This is a genomic window from Burkholderia sp. AU16741, assembly GCF_002223345.1.
GTDB classification, from domain to species: Bacteria; Pseudomonadota; Gammaproteobacteria; order Burkholderiales; family Burkholderiaceae; genus Burkholderia; species Burkholderia sola.
Window position 1 is genome coordinate 749,376 of sequence record NZ_NKEZ01000007.1, and the last position, 15,568, is coordinate 764,943.

Annotated in this window: 14 protein-coding genes; 11 read left to right on the top strand and 3 right to left on the bottom strand. The window is 66.6% G+C overall.

What is annotated here, in order from left to right; all coding sequences use genetic code 11:
• Positions 1 to 26 precede the first annotated feature (26 nt).
• The 9 genes from trpB (at position 27) to CFB89_RS20290 (ending at position 9,693) form a co-directional block, all read left to right on the top strand.
• Complete coding sequence (trpB, locus tag CFB89_RS20250; protein ID WP_089469382.1) at positions 27 to 1,220, top strand: tryptophan synthase subunit beta; 1,194 nt, start codon at positions 27 to 29, stop codon at positions 1,218 to 1,220.
• A gap of 9 nt (positions 1,221 to 1,229) precedes the next feature.
• Positions 1,230 to 2,081, top strand: a complete 852-nt coding sequence (locus CFB89_RS20255) for a site-specific DNA-methyltransferase (RefSeq protein WP_089469383.1) — start codon at positions 1,230 to 1,232, stop codon at positions 2,079 to 2,081.
• A 42-nt stretch (positions 2,082 to 2,123) separates the two neighbouring features.
• Entirely contained in the window at positions 2,124 to 2,939 is an 816-nt protein-coding gene (gene trpA, locus CFB89_RS20260) for a tryptophan synthase subunit alpha (protein WP_089469384.1), read from the top strand.
• Between the two features lie 64 nt (positions 2,940 to 3,003).
• Positions 3,004 to 3,876, top strand: coding sequence for an acetyl-CoA carboxylase, carboxyltransferase subunit beta (gene accD / locus CFB89_RS20265; RefSeq protein ID WP_089469385.1), 873 nt, complete (start codon positions 3,004 to 3,006; stop codon positions 3,874 to 3,876).
• A gap of 99 nt (positions 3,877 to 3,975) precedes the next feature.
• Positions 3,976 to 5,286 carry a bifunctional tetrahydrofolate synthase/dihydrofolate synthase gene (folC, locus tag CFB89_RS20270; protein ID WP_089469386.1) on the top strand — a complete coding sequence of 437 codons (1,311 nt, stop codon included), beginning with the start codon at positions 3,976 to 3,978 and terminating at the stop codon, positions 5,284 to 5,286.
• A 29-nt stretch (positions 5,287 to 5,315) separates the two neighbouring features.
• On the top strand, positions 5,316 to 6,155 hold the full coding sequence (locus tag CFB89_RS20275) for an SPOR domain-containing protein (protein WP_089469387.1): 840 nt from the start codon (positions 5,316 to 5,318) through the stop codon (positions 6,153 to 6,155).
• A 7-nt stretch (positions 6,156 to 6,162) separates the two neighbouring features.
• On the top strand, positions 6,163 to 6,657 hold the full coding sequence (locus CFB89_RS20280) for a CvpA family protein (protein ID WP_089469388.1): 495 nt from the start codon (positions 6,163 to 6,165) through the stop codon (positions 6,655 to 6,657).
• A 51-nt stretch (positions 6,658 to 6,708) separates the two neighbouring features.
• The gene (gene purF, locus CFB89_RS20285) at positions 6,709 to 8,241 is read left to right on the top strand and encodes an amidophosphoribosyltransferase (RefSeq protein WP_069618451.1); all 1,533 of its coding nucleotides are present in this window, start codon (positions 6,709 to 6,711) and stop codon (positions 8,239 to 8,241) included.
• A 261-nt stretch (positions 8,242 to 8,502) separates the two neighbouring features.
• Positions 8,503 to 9,693, top strand: a complete 1,191-nt coding sequence (locus CFB89_RS20290; protein WP_089469389.1) for an O-succinylhomoserine sulfhydrylase — start codon at positions 8,503 to 8,505, stop codon at positions 9,691 to 9,693.
• 106 nt (positions 9,694 to 9,799) lie between these two features.
• Here CFB89_RS20290 and CFB89_RS20295 read toward each other — a convergent pair whose 3' ends face one another.
• Genes CFB89_RS20295 through CFB89_RS20305 form a run of 3 tightly spaced genes read right to left on the bottom strand, consistent with a single transcriptional unit; the run spans position 9,800 to position 12,898 of the window.
• Positions 9,800 to 10,765 (bottom strand): NAD-dependent epimerase/dehydratase family protein, encoded by a 966-nt coding sequence (locus tag CFB89_RS20295; RefSeq protein ID WP_089469390.1) that lies wholly within the window; start codon positions 10,763 to 10,765, stop codon positions 9,800 to 9,802.
• Entirely contained in the window at positions 10,752 to 11,798 is a 1,047-nt protein-coding gene (gene gmd / locus CFB89_RS20300; RefSeq protein ID WP_011548084.1) for a GDP-mannose 4,6-dehydratase, read from the bottom strand. Before gmd ends, CFB89_RS20295 begins: the two co-directional genes overlap by 14 nt.
• Before the next feature lie 35 nt (positions 11,799 to 11,833).
• Complete coding sequence (locus CFB89_RS20305; RefSeq protein ID WP_089469391.1) at positions 11,834 to 12,898, bottom strand: acyltransferase; 1,065 nt, start codon at positions 12,896 to 12,898, stop codon at positions 11,834 to 11,836.
• 54 nt (positions 12,899 to 12,952) lie between these two features.
• On the opposite strand from CFB89_RS20305, the gene CFB89_RS34990 reads away from it, so the two are divergent.
• Both CFB89_RS34990 and CFB89_RS20310 read left to right on the top strand, forming a co-directional pair.
• Positions 12,953 to 13,243, top strand: a complete 291-nt coding sequence (locus tag CFB89_RS34990; protein WP_179233484.1) for a hypothetical protein — start codon at positions 12,953 to 12,955, stop codon at positions 13,241 to 13,243.
• Positions 13,244 to 13,366: 123 nt separating this feature from the next.
• Positions 13,367 to 15,559 (top strand): hypothetical protein, encoded by a 2,193-nt coding sequence (locus CFB89_RS20310; RefSeq protein WP_179233493.1) that lies wholly within the window; start codon positions 13,367 to 13,369, stop codon positions 15,557 to 15,559.
• Positions 15,560 to 15,568: the final 9 nt, after the last annotated feature.

Consider the following 15,568-nt stretch of genomic DNA (forward strand, 5'->3'; position numbering starts at 1 on the left):
CGCACCGACCGATCGAGAGAGACACCATGTACAACCTTCCTGATGATCGCGGCCATTTCGGCCCGTATGGCGGCGTGTTCGTCGCCGAGACGCTGATTCACGCGCTGGACGAACTGCGCGCGGCGTATGAAAAGTTCCAGAACGATCCCGACTTCGTCGCCGAATTCGAGCGCGAGCTGAAGTATTTCGTCGGCCGCCCGTCGCCGATCTATCACGCGCAGCGCTGGAGCGAGATGCTCGGCGGCGCGCAGATCTACCTGAAGCGCGAGGACCTGAACCACACGGGTGCGCACAAGATCAACAACGTGATCGGCCAGGCGCTGCTCGCCAAGCGCATGGGCAAGAAGCGCGTGATCGCGGAAACGGGCGCCGGCCAGCACGGCGTCGCGACCGCGACGATCTGCGCGCGCTTCGGGATGGAATGCGTCGTCTACATGGGCTCGGAGGACGTGCGCCGGCAGGCCGCGAACGTCTACCGGATGAAGCTGCTGGGCGCGACGGTCGTGCCGGTCGAATCGGGTTCGCGCACGCTGAAGGATGCGCTGAACGAAGCGATGCGCGACTGGGTCACGAACATCGAAAGCACGTTCTACATCATCGGCACGGTCGCGGGCCCGCACCCGTACCCGATGATGGTGCGCGACTTCCAGCGCGTGATCGGCGACGAGTGCAAGGTGCAGATGCCGGAACTCGCCGGCCGGCAGCCGGATGCCGTGATCGCCTGCGTCGGCGGCGGGTCGAACGCGATGGGCATCTTCTATCCGTACATCGACGACCAATCGGTGCAGCTGATCGGCGTCGAAGCGGCCGGCGACGGCCTCGACACGGGCCATCACGCGGCATCGCTGATCGCCGGCAGCCCGGGCGTGCTGCACGGCAACCGCACCTACCTGCTGCAGGACGACAACGGCCAGATCATCGAGACGCATTCGGTGTCGGCGGGCCTCGACTATCCGGGCGTCGGCCCCGAGCACGCATGGCTGAAGGACAGCGGCCGCGCGCAGTACGTGCCGATCACCGACGATGAAGCGTTGAAGGCGTTCCACGACTGCTGCCGGATCGAGGGAATCATCCCCGCGCTCGAGTCGAGCCACGCGATCGCGTATGGCGTGAAGCTCGCGCCGACGTTGCCGAAGGACAAGATCCTGCTCGTCAACCTGTCGGGCCGCGGCGACAAGGACATGCACACGGTCGCCGAGCGATCGGGCATCGAGCTCTGACCCCGACCGATGCGTGACCTAATCGAAGAGCCGGGCGGCGGCGCCGCGAGCGAGGCGGAGGCGGTTCAGCCCGCCGCTGCCGTGCCGCGCGCGCTGCCGTCCGGTATCGAACTGCACAACCGCGATTTCCTGACCGATGCCGCGCACCTGCCGGACGCGTCGATCGACCTGATCGTCGCCGATCCGCCGTACGGGCTCGGCAAGGACTACGGCAACGATTCGGACAAGCGCTCGGGCGACGATTTCCTCGCGTGGACGCGCGGGTGGCTCGAACTGGCGATTCCGAAGCTGAAGCCGAGCGGGTCGATGTACATCTTCTGCACGTGGCAGTACGCGCCGGAAATCTTCAGTTTCCTGAAGACGCAGCTCACGATGGTCAACGAGATCATCTGGGACCGGCGCGTGCCGAGCATGGGCGGCACGACGCGCCGTTTCACGTCGGTGCACGACAACATCGGCTTTTTCGCGGTTTCCAAGGCGTATTACTTCGATCTCGATCCGGTCCGCATCCCGTACGACGCCGACACGAAGAAGGCCCGCTCGCGCAAGCTGTTCGAGGGCAGCAAGTGGCTGGAGATGGGCTACAACCCGAAGGACGTCTGGTCGGTCTCGCGCCTGCACCGGCAGCACGCGGAGCGCGTCGATCATCCGACCCAGAAGCCGCTCGAAATCATCGAGCGGATGGTGCTCGCGAGCTGCCCGCCGGGCGGCCGCGTGCTCGATCCGTTCATGGGCAGCGGCACGACCGCGGTGGCCTGCGCACGGCAGGGGCGCGACTTCGTCGGCTACGAGATCAACGAAAGCTATTGTGCGATCGCGCACGAGCGCGTGAGCGCGCTCGCCGCGCCGGCGTGCGCGTGAATCGCGCCGCCGCATCGCCGAACGCATCTAGGAAAAATTGCCATGTCCCGTATTCAGCAGACCTTCGCCGCGCTCGCCGAACAAGGCCGTAAGGGCCTGATCCCGTTCATCACGGCCGGCGACCCCGATCCCGCGAAAACCGTCGAATTCATGCACGCGCTCGCCGCAGGCGGCGCGGACGTGATCGAACTCGGCGTGCCGTTCTCCGATCCGATGGCCGACGGCCCCGTGATCCAGCGCTCGTCGGAACGCGCGCTCGCGCGCGGCGTCACGTTGAAGAGCGTGCTCGCCGACGTGAAGCGTTTTCGCGAAACCGACCCCAAAACCCCCGTCGTGCTGATGGGGTATGCGAACCCGATCGAACGGATGGGCGTCGACACGTTCGCGGCCGAAGCGCACGCGGCTGGCGTCGACGGCGTACTGGTGGTCGACTATCCGCCGGAAGAGGCGGGCGTGTTCGCGGAAAAGATGCGTGCCGCGCAGATCGATCCGATCTTCCTGCTCGCGCCCACGTCGACCGACGAACGCATCGCCGACGTCGGCAAGATCGCGAGCGGCTACGTGTATTACGTGTCGCTCAAGGGGGTGACCGGCGCGGGAAATCTGGATGTTTCGAGCATTGCGGGTAAAATCCCGGCCATCAAGTCGCGCGTGCCGGTTCCGGTGGGCGTCGGCTTCGGCATCCGCGACGCCGAAACGGCGCGCGCGGTGGCCGAAGTATCGGACGCCGTCGTGATCGGCAGCCGCCTCGTGCAACTGCTCGAGAGCGCCGCGCCGGAAGGTGCCGCCGCCGCGCTGAAGTCGTTCATCGCCGAGCTGCGCGCCGCCCTGGACGGTGCCGGCAACACGGCGCGGTAAACACAACACAGGAAGCGGGAACGGGCCGGTCGGCCCGCCCCGCCACGGAACAGGAAACCATACGATGAGCTGGCTCGACAAACTGTTGCCGCCGAAGACCAAGCAGACCGACCCGAAAAGCCGCAAGGGCATTCCGGAAGGCCTGTGGGTCAAGTGCCCGTCCTGCGAGGCCGTTCTCTATCGCAACGACGTGGACGCGAACCTGCACGTGTGCCCGAAGTGCGATCACCACATGCGCATCGGCGCGCGCGAGCGCCTCGACGGGCTGCTCGATCCGGAAGGCCGCTATGAAATCGGCCAGGAAATCGTGCCGGTCGACTCGCTGAAGTTCAAGGACAGCCGCAAGTACCCCGATCGTCTGAAAGAAGCGATGGACGAAACCGGCGAAACCGACGCGATGGTCGTGATGGGCGGCGCGATCCACACGCTGCCCGTCGTCGCGGCCTGCTTCGAGTTCTCGTTCATGGGCGGCTCGATGGGTTCGGTCGTCGGCGAGCGCTTCGCGCGCGGCGCGCAGAACGCGCTGGAGCAGCACGTGCCGTTCATCTGCTTCACCGCGTCGGGCGGCGCCCGGATGCAGGAGAGCCTGCTGTCGCTGATGCAGATGGCCAAGACCACCGCGATGCTGACCAAGCTGGCCGAAGCGAAGCTGCCGTTCATCTCGGTGCTGACCGACCCGACGATGGGCGGCGTGTCGGCGAGCTTCGCGTTTCTCGGCGACGTCGTGATCGCCGAGCCGAAGGCGCTGATCGGCTTCGCCGGCCCGCGCGTGATCGAGCAGACGGTCCGCGAGAAGCTTCCGGAAGGCTTCCAGCGCGCCGAATTCCTGCTGAAGACGGGCGCGATCGACATGATCGTCGACCGTCGCAAGATGCGCGACGAGATCGCGCAGTTGCTCGCGCTGCTGCAGCGACAGCCGGCCGACGCGCTGGCCTGACCGGCGCAAGGTTGTGACTCTGCGCGTCGCCTGGCTTCAGCGTCAGGCGGCGCGCTTCGTTTTTTGGCGTAGTGGCGGTACCGATCCAGATTTGATCCGATGAGCACTTTTCCCACTCTCGACGCGTGGCTTTCGCATCTCGAACGCGCGCACCCGGTCGGCATCGACATGGGCCTGACCCGCATCGGGCAGGTCAAGGCGGCGCTGCAGCTCGAATTCGCGTGCCCGGTGATCACCGTCGGCGGCACGAACGGCAAGGGCTCGACCTGCGCGTTCCTCGAGACGATCCTCGTGCGCGCGGGCTACAAGGTCGGCTGCCATACGTCGCCGCACCTGCTCGAATTCAACGAGCGCGCGCGCGTGAACGGGCAGAACGTGACCGACGACGAACTGCTGCCGCACTTCGAGGCCGTCGAAGCCGCGCGCACGTCGCTGGCCGAACCGGTGTCGCTCACGTATTTCGAATTCACGACGCTCGCGATCCTGCATCTGTTCGCGTCGCGCGGGCTCGATGCGGTGATCCTCGAAGTCGGCCTCGGCGGCCGGCTCGATGCGGTGAACATCATCGATACCGATTGCGCGATCGTCACGAGCATCGACATCGACCACACCGAATACCTCGGCGACACGCGCGAGAAGATCGCGTTCGAGAAGGCCGGGATCTTCCGCGCGGGCAAGCCGGCGATCTGCGGCGATCCGGCCGCGCCGCAAACGCTGATCGACCACGCCGAAGCGATCGGCGCCGATCTGTGGCTGGTCGGCCGCGATTTCCGCTACGAGGCGCAGGCGGGCGCCGAGCGTCAGCAATGGAGCTACCTTGGCCGCGACAAGCGTTATCCGGCGCTCGCTTATCCGGCGTTGCGCGGCGCGAATCAGCTGATCAATGCGTCGGCCGCGCTTGCCGCGCTCGAGGCGCTGCGCCCGGTGCTGCCGGTGTCCGCGCAGGACATCCGGCTCGGGCTGGCGAACGTCGAGCTGCCGGGGCGTTTCCAGGTGCTGCCCGGCAAGCCGGCGATCGTGCTCGACGTCGCGCACAACCCGCATGCGTCGGCCGTGCTCGAGCAGAACCTCGGCAACATGGGCTTCTTCCCTTACACGTACGCGGTGTTCGGCGCGATGCACGACAAGGACATCGACGGTGTGCTGCGGCACCTGAAGGGCGAGATCGACCACTGGTGCGTGACCGACCTGCCGCTGCCGCGCGCGGCCTCGGCGGAGCAGCTCGAAGCCGCGCTGCGCAAGGCTGGCGTGGAGGAGGGGCCCGATTCGAGCGTGACGCGCTACGCGTCGCCCGCGGAAGCGTTTCGCGATGCACTAAAAAGAGCATCCGAGAATGATAGAATCGTGGTTTTCGGCAGTTTCCATACGGTTGCCGGCGTGCTGGCCTACCGTAAATCGCAGCAACACTGACTGACGGGCAGTTTCGGACTCAGCCATTCATGGGAATTTTCTCGTTCGGCAAGAAAGACGACGACGCGCCCCCGCGGCGCGGCGGTCGCACCGGGGCCTCCCGGAACGTGCGCACGGAGCGCACTGAGCGCGTCGAGCGACGCTCGCGCCGTACCGAGCGTCCGGAATCGGATGCCCTGCTCCTCGATCCGACCCTTCCAGAAAAGCAACGCGCGCGCCGTCGCCTCGTCGGCGCGATCGCGCTCGTCGTGGCCGCGGTGATCGTCCTGCCGATGGTGCTCGATTCGCACCCGAAGCCGGTCACCGACGACATCGCGATCGACATCCCGAACCGGCCCGCGCATCAGGCGGTCGCGCCGCGCGACGACGATGTGTCCGACGTGCAGGCAGGCGTCGCGCATGACGAACCGCCGGCCTCCGACACGACCGTTGCGGCCGCACCGGCGCCCGCACCCGCGCCGAAGGATGCCGCCAAGCCGGTGGCGAAACCCGATACGACCACCACCGCGAGCGTGACGCCGCCGAAGCCCGCGCCGAAGCCGGCCGCAGCGCCCGCGCCGAAACCTGCCGCGCCGAAGCCCGCCACCGTCGCGAATGACGGCGCCGCGAGCCCGGACAGCGGCGACGCATCGTCGCCGGCGTCGCCGGCCGGTGCGCGCTTCGCGGTACAGCTCGGCTCGTTCAAGGACGACGCGACGGCCCGTTCGTGGGCGACCAAGTTGAAATCGGCGGGCGTGCCCGCATATGTCGAGCATCGCAAGCAGGCAGACGGCAGCACGGCTACACTGTTGCGTGCCGGCCCGTTCGCGGATCGCTCGGCGGCCTCCGCCGCGATCGCGAAGGTGCGCGAAGCCGGCCTGACGCAGTAAGGCCACGATGCTGACGGCTTTCGACTACGCTGTATTGGCGGTGATCGTGTTGTCGGCGCTGCGCGGTGCGTGGCGCGGCTTCGTGTCCGAGATTTTCGGGCTGATCGGCTGGATCGCGGCGATCGTGATCGCGGGCCGCTACGTCGGGATGGTCGTGCCGTACATTCCGGCGAACTGGCCGGGCGGCGCGCTGACGCAGTGGGTGATCGCCTTCGCGTTGCTCGTGATCGGCGTCGTGCTGGTCGCCGGCGTGGCGAACGCGCTGCTGTCGCGGATCGCGCAGGCGAGTGGCCTGGGCGGCGTCGACCGCTCGCTGGGCATGATGTTCGGGCTCGTCCGCGGCTGTGTGCTGGTGGTGCTGCTGGTCGCGGCGGCCGGGCTGACCGAACTGCCCAAACAGGATTTCTGGCGCAATGCGCTATTGCGTCCTTTTGCCGAACAGGGCGTGCGCGAGCTGAAGCAGCTCCTGCCCGACGGCATGGCCCAGTACGTACGCGTGTGACGACGCGGCCGGGCAGGACGGAACCGATTTTGTCATTCTGAAGGACATGCCATGTGCGGCATCGTAGGCGTTATCTCCCAATCCCCGGTCAATCAGCTGATCTATGACAGCCTGCTGCTGCTGCAGCATCGCGGTCAGGACGCGGCGGGCATTGCGACGGCGGATGGCAGCAATTTCCACATGTACAAGGCGAACGGCATGGTGCGCGACGTGTTCCGCACGCGCAACATGCGCAGTCTGCCCGGCACCTACGGCATCGGCCAGGTGCGCTACCCGACGGCCGGCTCGGCGTCGAGCGAGGCCGAGGCGCAGCCGTTCTACGTGAACGCGCCGTTCGGGATCATCCTCGCGCACAACGGCAACCTGACGAACTGGATGCAGCTGAAGGACGAGATGTTCCGGATCGACCGCCGGCACATCAACACCAACTCCGACAGCGAAGTGCTGCTCAACGTGTTCGCGCACGAGCTGCAACTGTCGACCACGGGCCTCGAGCTCGATCCGGCGTCGGTGTTCAAGGCGGTCTCGGGCGTGCATCGCCGCCTGCAGGGTTCGTACGCGATCGTGTCGCTGATCGCCGGCTACGGCCTGCTCGCGTTCCGCGACCCGTTCGGCATCCGCCCGCTCTGCATCGGCAAGCTCGAAACCGAGCACGGCACCGAATGGATGGTCGCGTCGGAGTCGGTGGCGGTCGAAGGCATCGGTTTCGAATTCGTGCGTGACCTGGAGCCGGGCGAAGCCGTCTTCATCGACAAGGCCGGCAACTTCCACAGCCAGCAGTGCGCGGAGAACCCGACGCTGAATCCGTGCATGTTCGAATACGTGTATCTGGCCCGTCCGGATTCGTGCCTCGACGGCGTGCCGGTCTACAACGTGCGCCTGCGCATGGGCGACTATCTCGCCGAGAAGATCAAGCGCGAACTGCCGAACGTGCCGATCGACGTCGTGATGCCGATTCCCGATTCGTCGCGCCCGGCCGCGATGCAGGTCGCCGCGAAGCTCGGCGTCGAGTATCGCGAAGGCTTCTTCAAGAACCGCTATGTCGGCCGCACCTTCATCATGCCGGGGCAGGCGGTGCGCAAGAAGTCGGTGCGCCAGAAGCTCAACGCGATGAGCATCGAGTTCAAGGACAAGCACGTGCTGATCGTCGACGATTCGATCGTGCGCGGCACGACCTCGCACGAAATCGTGCAGATGGCGCGCGATGCGGGCGCGAAGTCGGTGATCTTCGCGTCGGCGGCGCCGCCCGTGAAGTTCCCGAACGTATACGGCATCGACATGCCGACGCGCGGTGAGCTCGTCGCGCACGGCCGCACCGACGAGGAAGTCGCGAAGATCATCGGTGCCGATCATTTGATCTATCAGGACGTCGACGATCTGCGCCGCGCGGTGCGCGACATCAACCCGAAGCTCGAGCGCTTCGAGGCGTCGTGTTTCGACGGCAACTACATCACCGGCGCGGTGACGCCCGAGTACCTCGATGCGATCGAGCGCGCGCGCCTCACGCCGGCGTCGCAGGCCGATCGAGACACGGCCGGCGACACCGAGCGTTCGCAGATGAACCTGCAGCTGTCGGTCGAGTAACGCCGGCGCACGCTTTGATCGAGGCGTGATAGGATGTGGCCTTGCGTCGATTTGATATCAGCTTGCGGACGCGGGGCAACTTCCCAAAACAGCTAAAGCGAAGGCCGGCGGCAGCCGGCCCGAGTCGATCGCTGTCGTACCGCACCCGAAGCCCGCTGATGCCGACGCATAGCGGGCTTTTTGCTTTTTGGCCTCGGTTTTGACCGACGCCGCGCCTCATGCACGACCGTCGGCGCGGCCCTCGAATACGGAAAACGGAACATGGACGACTCCCTCAACTTCGACACGCTCGCGGTGCGCGCGGGCACGCTGCGCAGCGACTTCAACGAGCATTCGGAAGCGCTGTTCCTCACGTCGAGCTTCTGCTTCTCGAGCGCGGCCGACGCGGCCGAGCGTTTTGCGAATTCGGAAGACTATTTCACGTATTCGCGCTTCACGAATCCGACCGTCACCATGTTCCAGGAGCGTCTCGCGGCGCTCGAGGGCGGCGAGGCGTGCATCGCGACGGCGTCGGGCATGGCCGCGATCATGTCGGTCGTGATGTCCGCGCTGCAGGCGGGCGACCACCTCGTCAGCTCGCGCAGCCTGTTCGGCTCGACGCTCGGAATGTTCTCGCAGATCTTCAGCAAGTTCGGGATCACGACGACCTTCGTCGACCCGACCGACCTGAACGCGTGGCAGGAAGCGGTGCGGCCGGAAACGAAGATGTTCTTCCTCGAGACGCCGTCGAACCCGCTGACCGAACTCGCGGACATCGAGGCGATCGGCAAGATCGCGAAGGCGGCGAACGCGCTGTTCGTCGTCGACAACTGTTTCTGCAGCCCGGTGCTGCAGCAGCCGCTGAAGCTCGGCGCGGACGTGGTGATGCACTCGGCGACGAAATTCCTCGACGGGCAAGGCCGCGTGCTCGGCGGCGCGCTGGTCGGCTCGAAGGAATTCATCATGGGCAAGGTGTTCCCGTTCGTGCGCAGCGCGGGCCCGACGCTGTCGGCATTCAACGCATGGGTGCTGCTGAAGGGGATGGAGACGCTGTCGCTGCGGGTCGACAAGCAATCGGCGAACGCGCTGGAAATCGCGCGCTGGCTCGACGCGCATCCGGCGGTCGCGCGCGTGTTCTATCCGGGGCTCGAATCGCATCCGCAACATGAACTCGCGAAGCGTCAGCAGAAGGCGGGCGGCGCGATCGTGTCGTTCGAGCTGAAGGGCGACACGCCCGAGCAGCAGCGCGCGAACGCATGGCGCGTGATCGACGGCACGAAGCTGGTGTCGATCACCGGCAACCTCGGCGACACGCGCACGACGATCACGCATCCGGCCACCACGACGCACGGCCGCATCACGCCGGAAGCGCGCGCGGCGGCGGGGATCACCGAGGGGCTGATCCGCCTCGCGGTCGGCCTCGAGCACGCAGCCGACGTTCGCGCTGATCTGGCGCGTGGTCTGGGCGGCTGAGCGATACAGCCGGTTTTCGCTCGGCATCGGTGAAACGGGCCGCTCTCGAGAGAGAGCGGCCCGTTGTCGTTTCTGCGCATGCCGTCGCGCGCGTGTTGTGCCGTCGTCAGCCGGCGGTGTGCCCTGATGGTGCGGCGCGCATCGCGTCCACCATCCAGCGCAGCGTTTCGTCGAGCGGCGTGACCGGTAATTCGCCCACCGCGCGCCGCAGTTTGTCGCGCGACCCGCTCAGGCTTTTCACTTCGTTGTGCCGCACGAAGCGCGGATCGATCGTCACGTCGATCACGTAGCCGGCGATCCGCGACAGCATCGCCAGTACTTCCTTCAGCGAATACGCACGCTCGGAGCACACGTTGAACGTCTCGCCGGCCGGCGCGGCTTCGACCAGCTTCAGATAGGCGGCGGTCACGTCGCGCACGTCGGAGAAATCGCGGCTCACGTCGAGGTTGCCGAGCGAGATCCGCGGCGCGTTGCTCGCATAGTGCGCGACGAGCTTCGGCACCAGATACGCATCGCTCTGGCCGACACCCGTGTAGTTGAATGGCCGCGCGATCACGATCGGCAGCCGGTCGGCCCACAGCTTCGCCGCATATTCCATCGCGAGCTTGCTGATCGCGTAGTCGTTCGCCGGCGCGGGCGCGACGGTTTCGTCGAGCACGCCGGCCGTCGAGTTGCCGTAGATGTTCGCGCTGCTTGCCAGCAGCACCGCCGACGGGCGGCGGTCGAGGCCGGCCAGCGCCGCCAGCAGGTTGCGCGTGCCGACGATGTTGACCGCGTAGGTCTGCGTCGGTTCGTCGTCGGCGACATGCGCACGGGCGGCGAGATGCACGACCGCGTCGGGCCGTGCGTCGGCAGCGGCCGCGCGCATGGCTTCCGCGTCGAGCAGGTCGACGGGCAGCAGCGTGCAGTGTGCGAATGCCGGATCGGCGGGACGCGGCGTGCCGGGCGCGACCGTGCCCCAGACGTCATAGCCGGCCGCCTGCAGGCGTTCGGCCATGTGGCGACCGGTGAAACCCGTCAGGCCCGTGACGAACGCACGGCGCGACGGACGCCCGGTTTCAGAACGTGTCATGGTGTTGGTTCCGCGTCAAATCCGCTTCGACCATCATCTGACAAAGTTGTTCGAGCGTCGTTTTGGGTGCCCAGCCCAGTTTGCTTTTCGCCTTATCCGCGCAACCGATCAGCAGGTCGACTTCGGCAGGACGGTAGAACTTCGGGTTCACTTCGACGAGCACGTTGCCGGTCGCCGCATCGAGGCCGCGTTCCTGCTCGCCCTTGCCGGTCCATTCGATCTGGTAGCCGGCCGCCGCGAACGCCATCCGCACGAAGTCGCGCACGGTTTCGGTGCGGTTGGTCGCCAGCACGTAGGTGTCGGGTTCGTCGGCCTGCAGCATGCGCCACATGCCTTCGACGTATTCGAGCGCAAAGCCCCAGTCGCGCTTCGCGTCGAGATTGCCGAGCTCGAGCTTAGTCGCCTTGCCCAGCTTGATCTTCGCGATCGTGTCGGTGATCTTGCGCGTCACGAATTCGCGGCCGCGCAGCGGCGATTCGTGGTTGAACAGGATGCCGCTGCTGCCGAACAGGCCATACGATTCGCGGTAGTTCACGGTCATCCAGTGCGCGTACAGTTTCGCGACGCCGTACGGGCTGCGCGGATAGAACGCGGTGGTTTCCGTTTGCGGAATCGCCTGCACCTTGCCGAACATCTCGGACGTCGACGCCTGATAGAAGCGCGTTTTCGGGCTCACGACGCGAATCGCCTCGAGCAGGTTCAGCGGGCCGATGCCGGTCACTTCGGCGGTCGTCGCCGGCTGGTCGAACGACACGCCGACGAAGCTTTGCGCGGCCAGGTTGTACAGCTCGTCCGGCTGCGTGCGTTCGAGCAGGCGCAAGCTCGAGCCTGCGTCGGTCAGGTCGTGTTCGACGAGCGTCAGGTTCGGGTGCGTGTCGACACCCAGCTCGGCGATGCGCCAGAAATTCACCGAGCTGGTGCGGCGGTAGGTGCCGGTGACCTCGTAGCCCTTGTCGAGCAGCAGTTTGGTCAGGTACGCACCGTCTTGCCCCGAAATTCCGGTGATGATGGCCTTTTTACGCGTTTGGCTCATGGCGTTGTCCTGGTAGAAACGTTGGATGATGAAATTCACGCAGCCGTGCCGGCGGCGGCTGGCACCGCGCGGCGCGCGGGCCCGCGCGTCAGGCGCCGTTCGAAGCCGTACCAGCTCAGGGTCGCGTACGCGAGCGTGATCGCCAGCGCGAGCGCGGCCGTGACGAAGCGGTTCAGGTGCAGCGGCCACAGCGCGTACAGCACGCTCAGGTGGATCAGGTAGACGGTGTAGCTGACGGTGCCGACGTAGACGAGCATCGGGTTCGTCAGCACGCGCTGCACGAGGCCGCGCCCGCGCAGCGCGATCACGACGATCGACGTGCACAGCAGCAGCGAGATGCTGTAGAGCGCCGCGTTCGACAGCGGCGTGTTCGCGGCGCGAAAGCGCGGGAACGACAGGTGCAGCCAGCCGAGGATCGCGAGCGACACGAGCGCGCCGACGATCGCGAGCGGATAGAACGGCTCCAGCGCGCGCCGGTCGCGGCGCAGCACGATCGCGAGCAACGCGCCTGCCGCGAGCAGGTCCATCCGGAACGGCGTCAGGTAGTAGATCGGCCAGAACGAATCGAACCACGGCGTCGCGATCGCGCGCAGCACCGGCGCCGCGACGATCAGCGCGGCGGCGACCCACAGCAGCGCACGCTCCGAGCACCACAGCACGACGAACGGCCAGAAGATGTAGAACTGCTCCTCGACCGCGAGCGACCACAGCACGTTCAGGCTGTCATGGCCGATGCTGCCGAGCGACAGCCCGATATTGGTCGAGAAGAACGCGAACCACGGCCAGTGCGGCAGCCAGCTTGCGCCGAACAGCAGCGTCGACACCAGCAGCAGCAGCACGTACGGCGGCAGGATGCGGCGCACGCGGCGCGCGTAGAAGTGGCTGAAGTACGACTGCCCGCGCGCCTTGCGATCGAGCAGGATGCCGGTGATCAGCAGGCCGCTCAGCACGAAGAACAGATCGACGCCCATCCATAGCGGCGCCTTCAGCGCGTGTTGCAGGAATACGGCGCCCACCGCGATCGCGCGCAGCCCGTCGAGCTGCACGATGCGGCCGTGTTGTGGCGGGACGAGGTCGGCGGGGCGCGACGGGGCCGTCATCGCGCGGCTCCTTCACGACCCGCATCGGATGCGTGTACGTATTGCATGCTTTAAATGGAATATGAAATCGAAATCGATTCTAGGGAAAAGAAATCGGTAAAAAAACGCGGGCCATTTATCCGCGGACAAACAGGCAAATGCCGATTATCACGATCACGGGACGAAAGGTTTGCTCGCCGAGGGGCGCGGCAGGCGGCGCGGAACGGAATTTTCTACGCAGCGGCGCGAAAAAGGCGGTCGTTATTGCCGCTTTCGGCGGGCATTTACGCGCTGTTCCGTCTCGATATTTCAGGCGGAAACATCCCCAAATATTTCCAAATTTCTTGTGATTATTTTTGCTTGTAACCTGCATCGCGACGTTTGAAACCCATTTAGCGACAGGGCGCCGCCGCGGGCGATCCGTGGCGGCGCCGGTCGCTGTTGCATCGAGTCTGGAGAAGCGCATTGCGACGTCTGATTCTGGTTGGCATGACGGTATGCGCGGCACTGCTGACGAGCACCGTGCCGGCCGAAACGGTGTTGCCCGCGACGACGTCGTGGATCGGCAACACGTTCGGCTATGGCGACGGCACGTGGACGCAGATCGACATCCGCGCGATCGCGGTGACGCCGGAGGGCAAGGTGTATACGAATGCGCCGTGGGACGAGAGCGGCGCCGAGGCGAGCGTCTATCAGGACGGGAAGATGCTCGGCTTCGCCGGCGGCACGCACGGCTGGGGCAACCTCGGCGGCAGCGCGATCGCGGTGAACGGCAAGTACGCGTATGTCGCGATCGGCGTCGGCAACGAGCGCGGCCACCTGCAGTCGCCCGGCATCTGGCCGGACAAGGGCAAGCAGTGGTTCGGCATCTCGCGGCGCACGATCGGCGACATGAAGCAGCCCGCGCCGTTTCGCGCGGCGCCGCAGGTCGCGCCGGGCGGGCGCGCCGATACCGGCCGCGCACGGATGGCCGCGAGCTTCATGATGATGAACGAGGTGTCGGCGCCCGCGCGCTCGGAAGTGGGTGAGGCGAAGGCGGAAGTAGGCGGCCTCGCGGCCGACGACAAGACGCTGTTCGCGACCAATCCGTCGCGCGACGTGGTGGATGTCTACGACGCGGAGACGATGCAGCAGAAGGGCTCGTGGAGCGCGCACGAGCCGGGCCGCATCGCGCTGGCGGGCGACGGCACGCTGTGGCTGCTGACCGATACGCTCGGCGGCCCCGCGCATCTCGTGCATGTGCGGGCCGACGGCCGCAAGCTCGACGACGCGCCGGCGCTGCCGGAAGGCACCGACGCGGTGGACGTGGCGGTCGACGCGAAAGGGCGCGTGCTCGTCGCGGACAACGGGCCGCGCCAGCAGATCCTGATCTTCTCGAAAGGCGGCAAGGGCTATGCGCCGTCGGGCACGCTCGGCGAGCGCGGCGGCATCTTCGCGGGCCCGGTGCCGGGGCGGCCGGGGCCGCAGCGCTTCAACGGGCTGACGGGCGTCGGCGTCGACCGCGCGGGCAACATCTATGTATCGATGAACGGGATCGGGCCGCGCCACGACACGATCGGCGCGGGGCTCGGCGCGGTGCTGGAAAGCTACACGCCGGACGGCAAGCTGCGCTGGCAGGTGCAGGGGCTGCTGTTCGTCGACGGCGCGTGGCTCGACCCCGCGCGGCCGAACAGCGTGTACACGGGCAACAAGCGCTTCGAGCTCGACCTGTCGAAGCCGCCGGGCCAGGACTGGAAATACGTCGGCTTCCTGTCGAACCGCTTCAAGTATCCGGACGACCCGGTGTTCCACACCGACCAGTATCCGGGCATGCCGATCGCGCGGCGTGTCGACGGCCGCACGTTCCTGTACCTGACCGACATGTACGCCGATCACCTGAAGATCTACCGCTTCGACGCGAAGCGCGACGGCGAGGTCGCGATTCCGTCCGGCCTGATCGCGGGTCGCGCGCGGCCGGTCGACAAGGTGCCGAACAAGCCGCCGGGCGGCGACTGGCTGTGGCGCGACGCGAACGGCAACGGTCGGATCGATGCCGACGAGTCCGAGATCAACACGACCGGCAAGGCGAAGGCCGGCGGCTGGGGCTGGTGGGTCGACACGAAGGGCGACATCTGGCGCACGAGCGACGTTCGAGGGATTCATCGCTTCGGCTATGGCGGCGTCGACAAGGCCGGCAACCCGATCTATTCGTACGACAAGGTCACGACCTACCCGATGCCGCAGCCGTTCACGCAACTGCGCCGCGCGATCTACGAGCCGCAGACGGACACGCTGTACGTGACGGGCTACACGGCCGACGCGCCGCCGCAGGCAGGCATCAACAAGGAAGTCGGCCGCGTGCTGGTGCGTTTCGACAAGTGGTCGAGCGGCTCGCCGGTCGTGCGCTACACCGTCGCGCTGCCGTGGCAGCTCGACGCGAAGCCGATCCTCGACCTGATCGGCATCACGGTCGAGGGCCGCTACATCTTCACGGTGGAGCCGGTCGGCAAGATCCACGTGTACGACAAGGAAACCGGCAAGGAAGTCGGCGTGATGAGCCCGGGCGCGGAGGTCGGCAAGGCGTCGGGCTGGGTCGACGTGCCGTTCGGCATCAGCGCGTTCCGGCGCGAGAACGGCGAGTACCTGGTGTTCGTCGAGGAAGACGCGCGCGGCAAGGTGCTCATGTACCGCTGGAAACCGTGACGGGCGGCG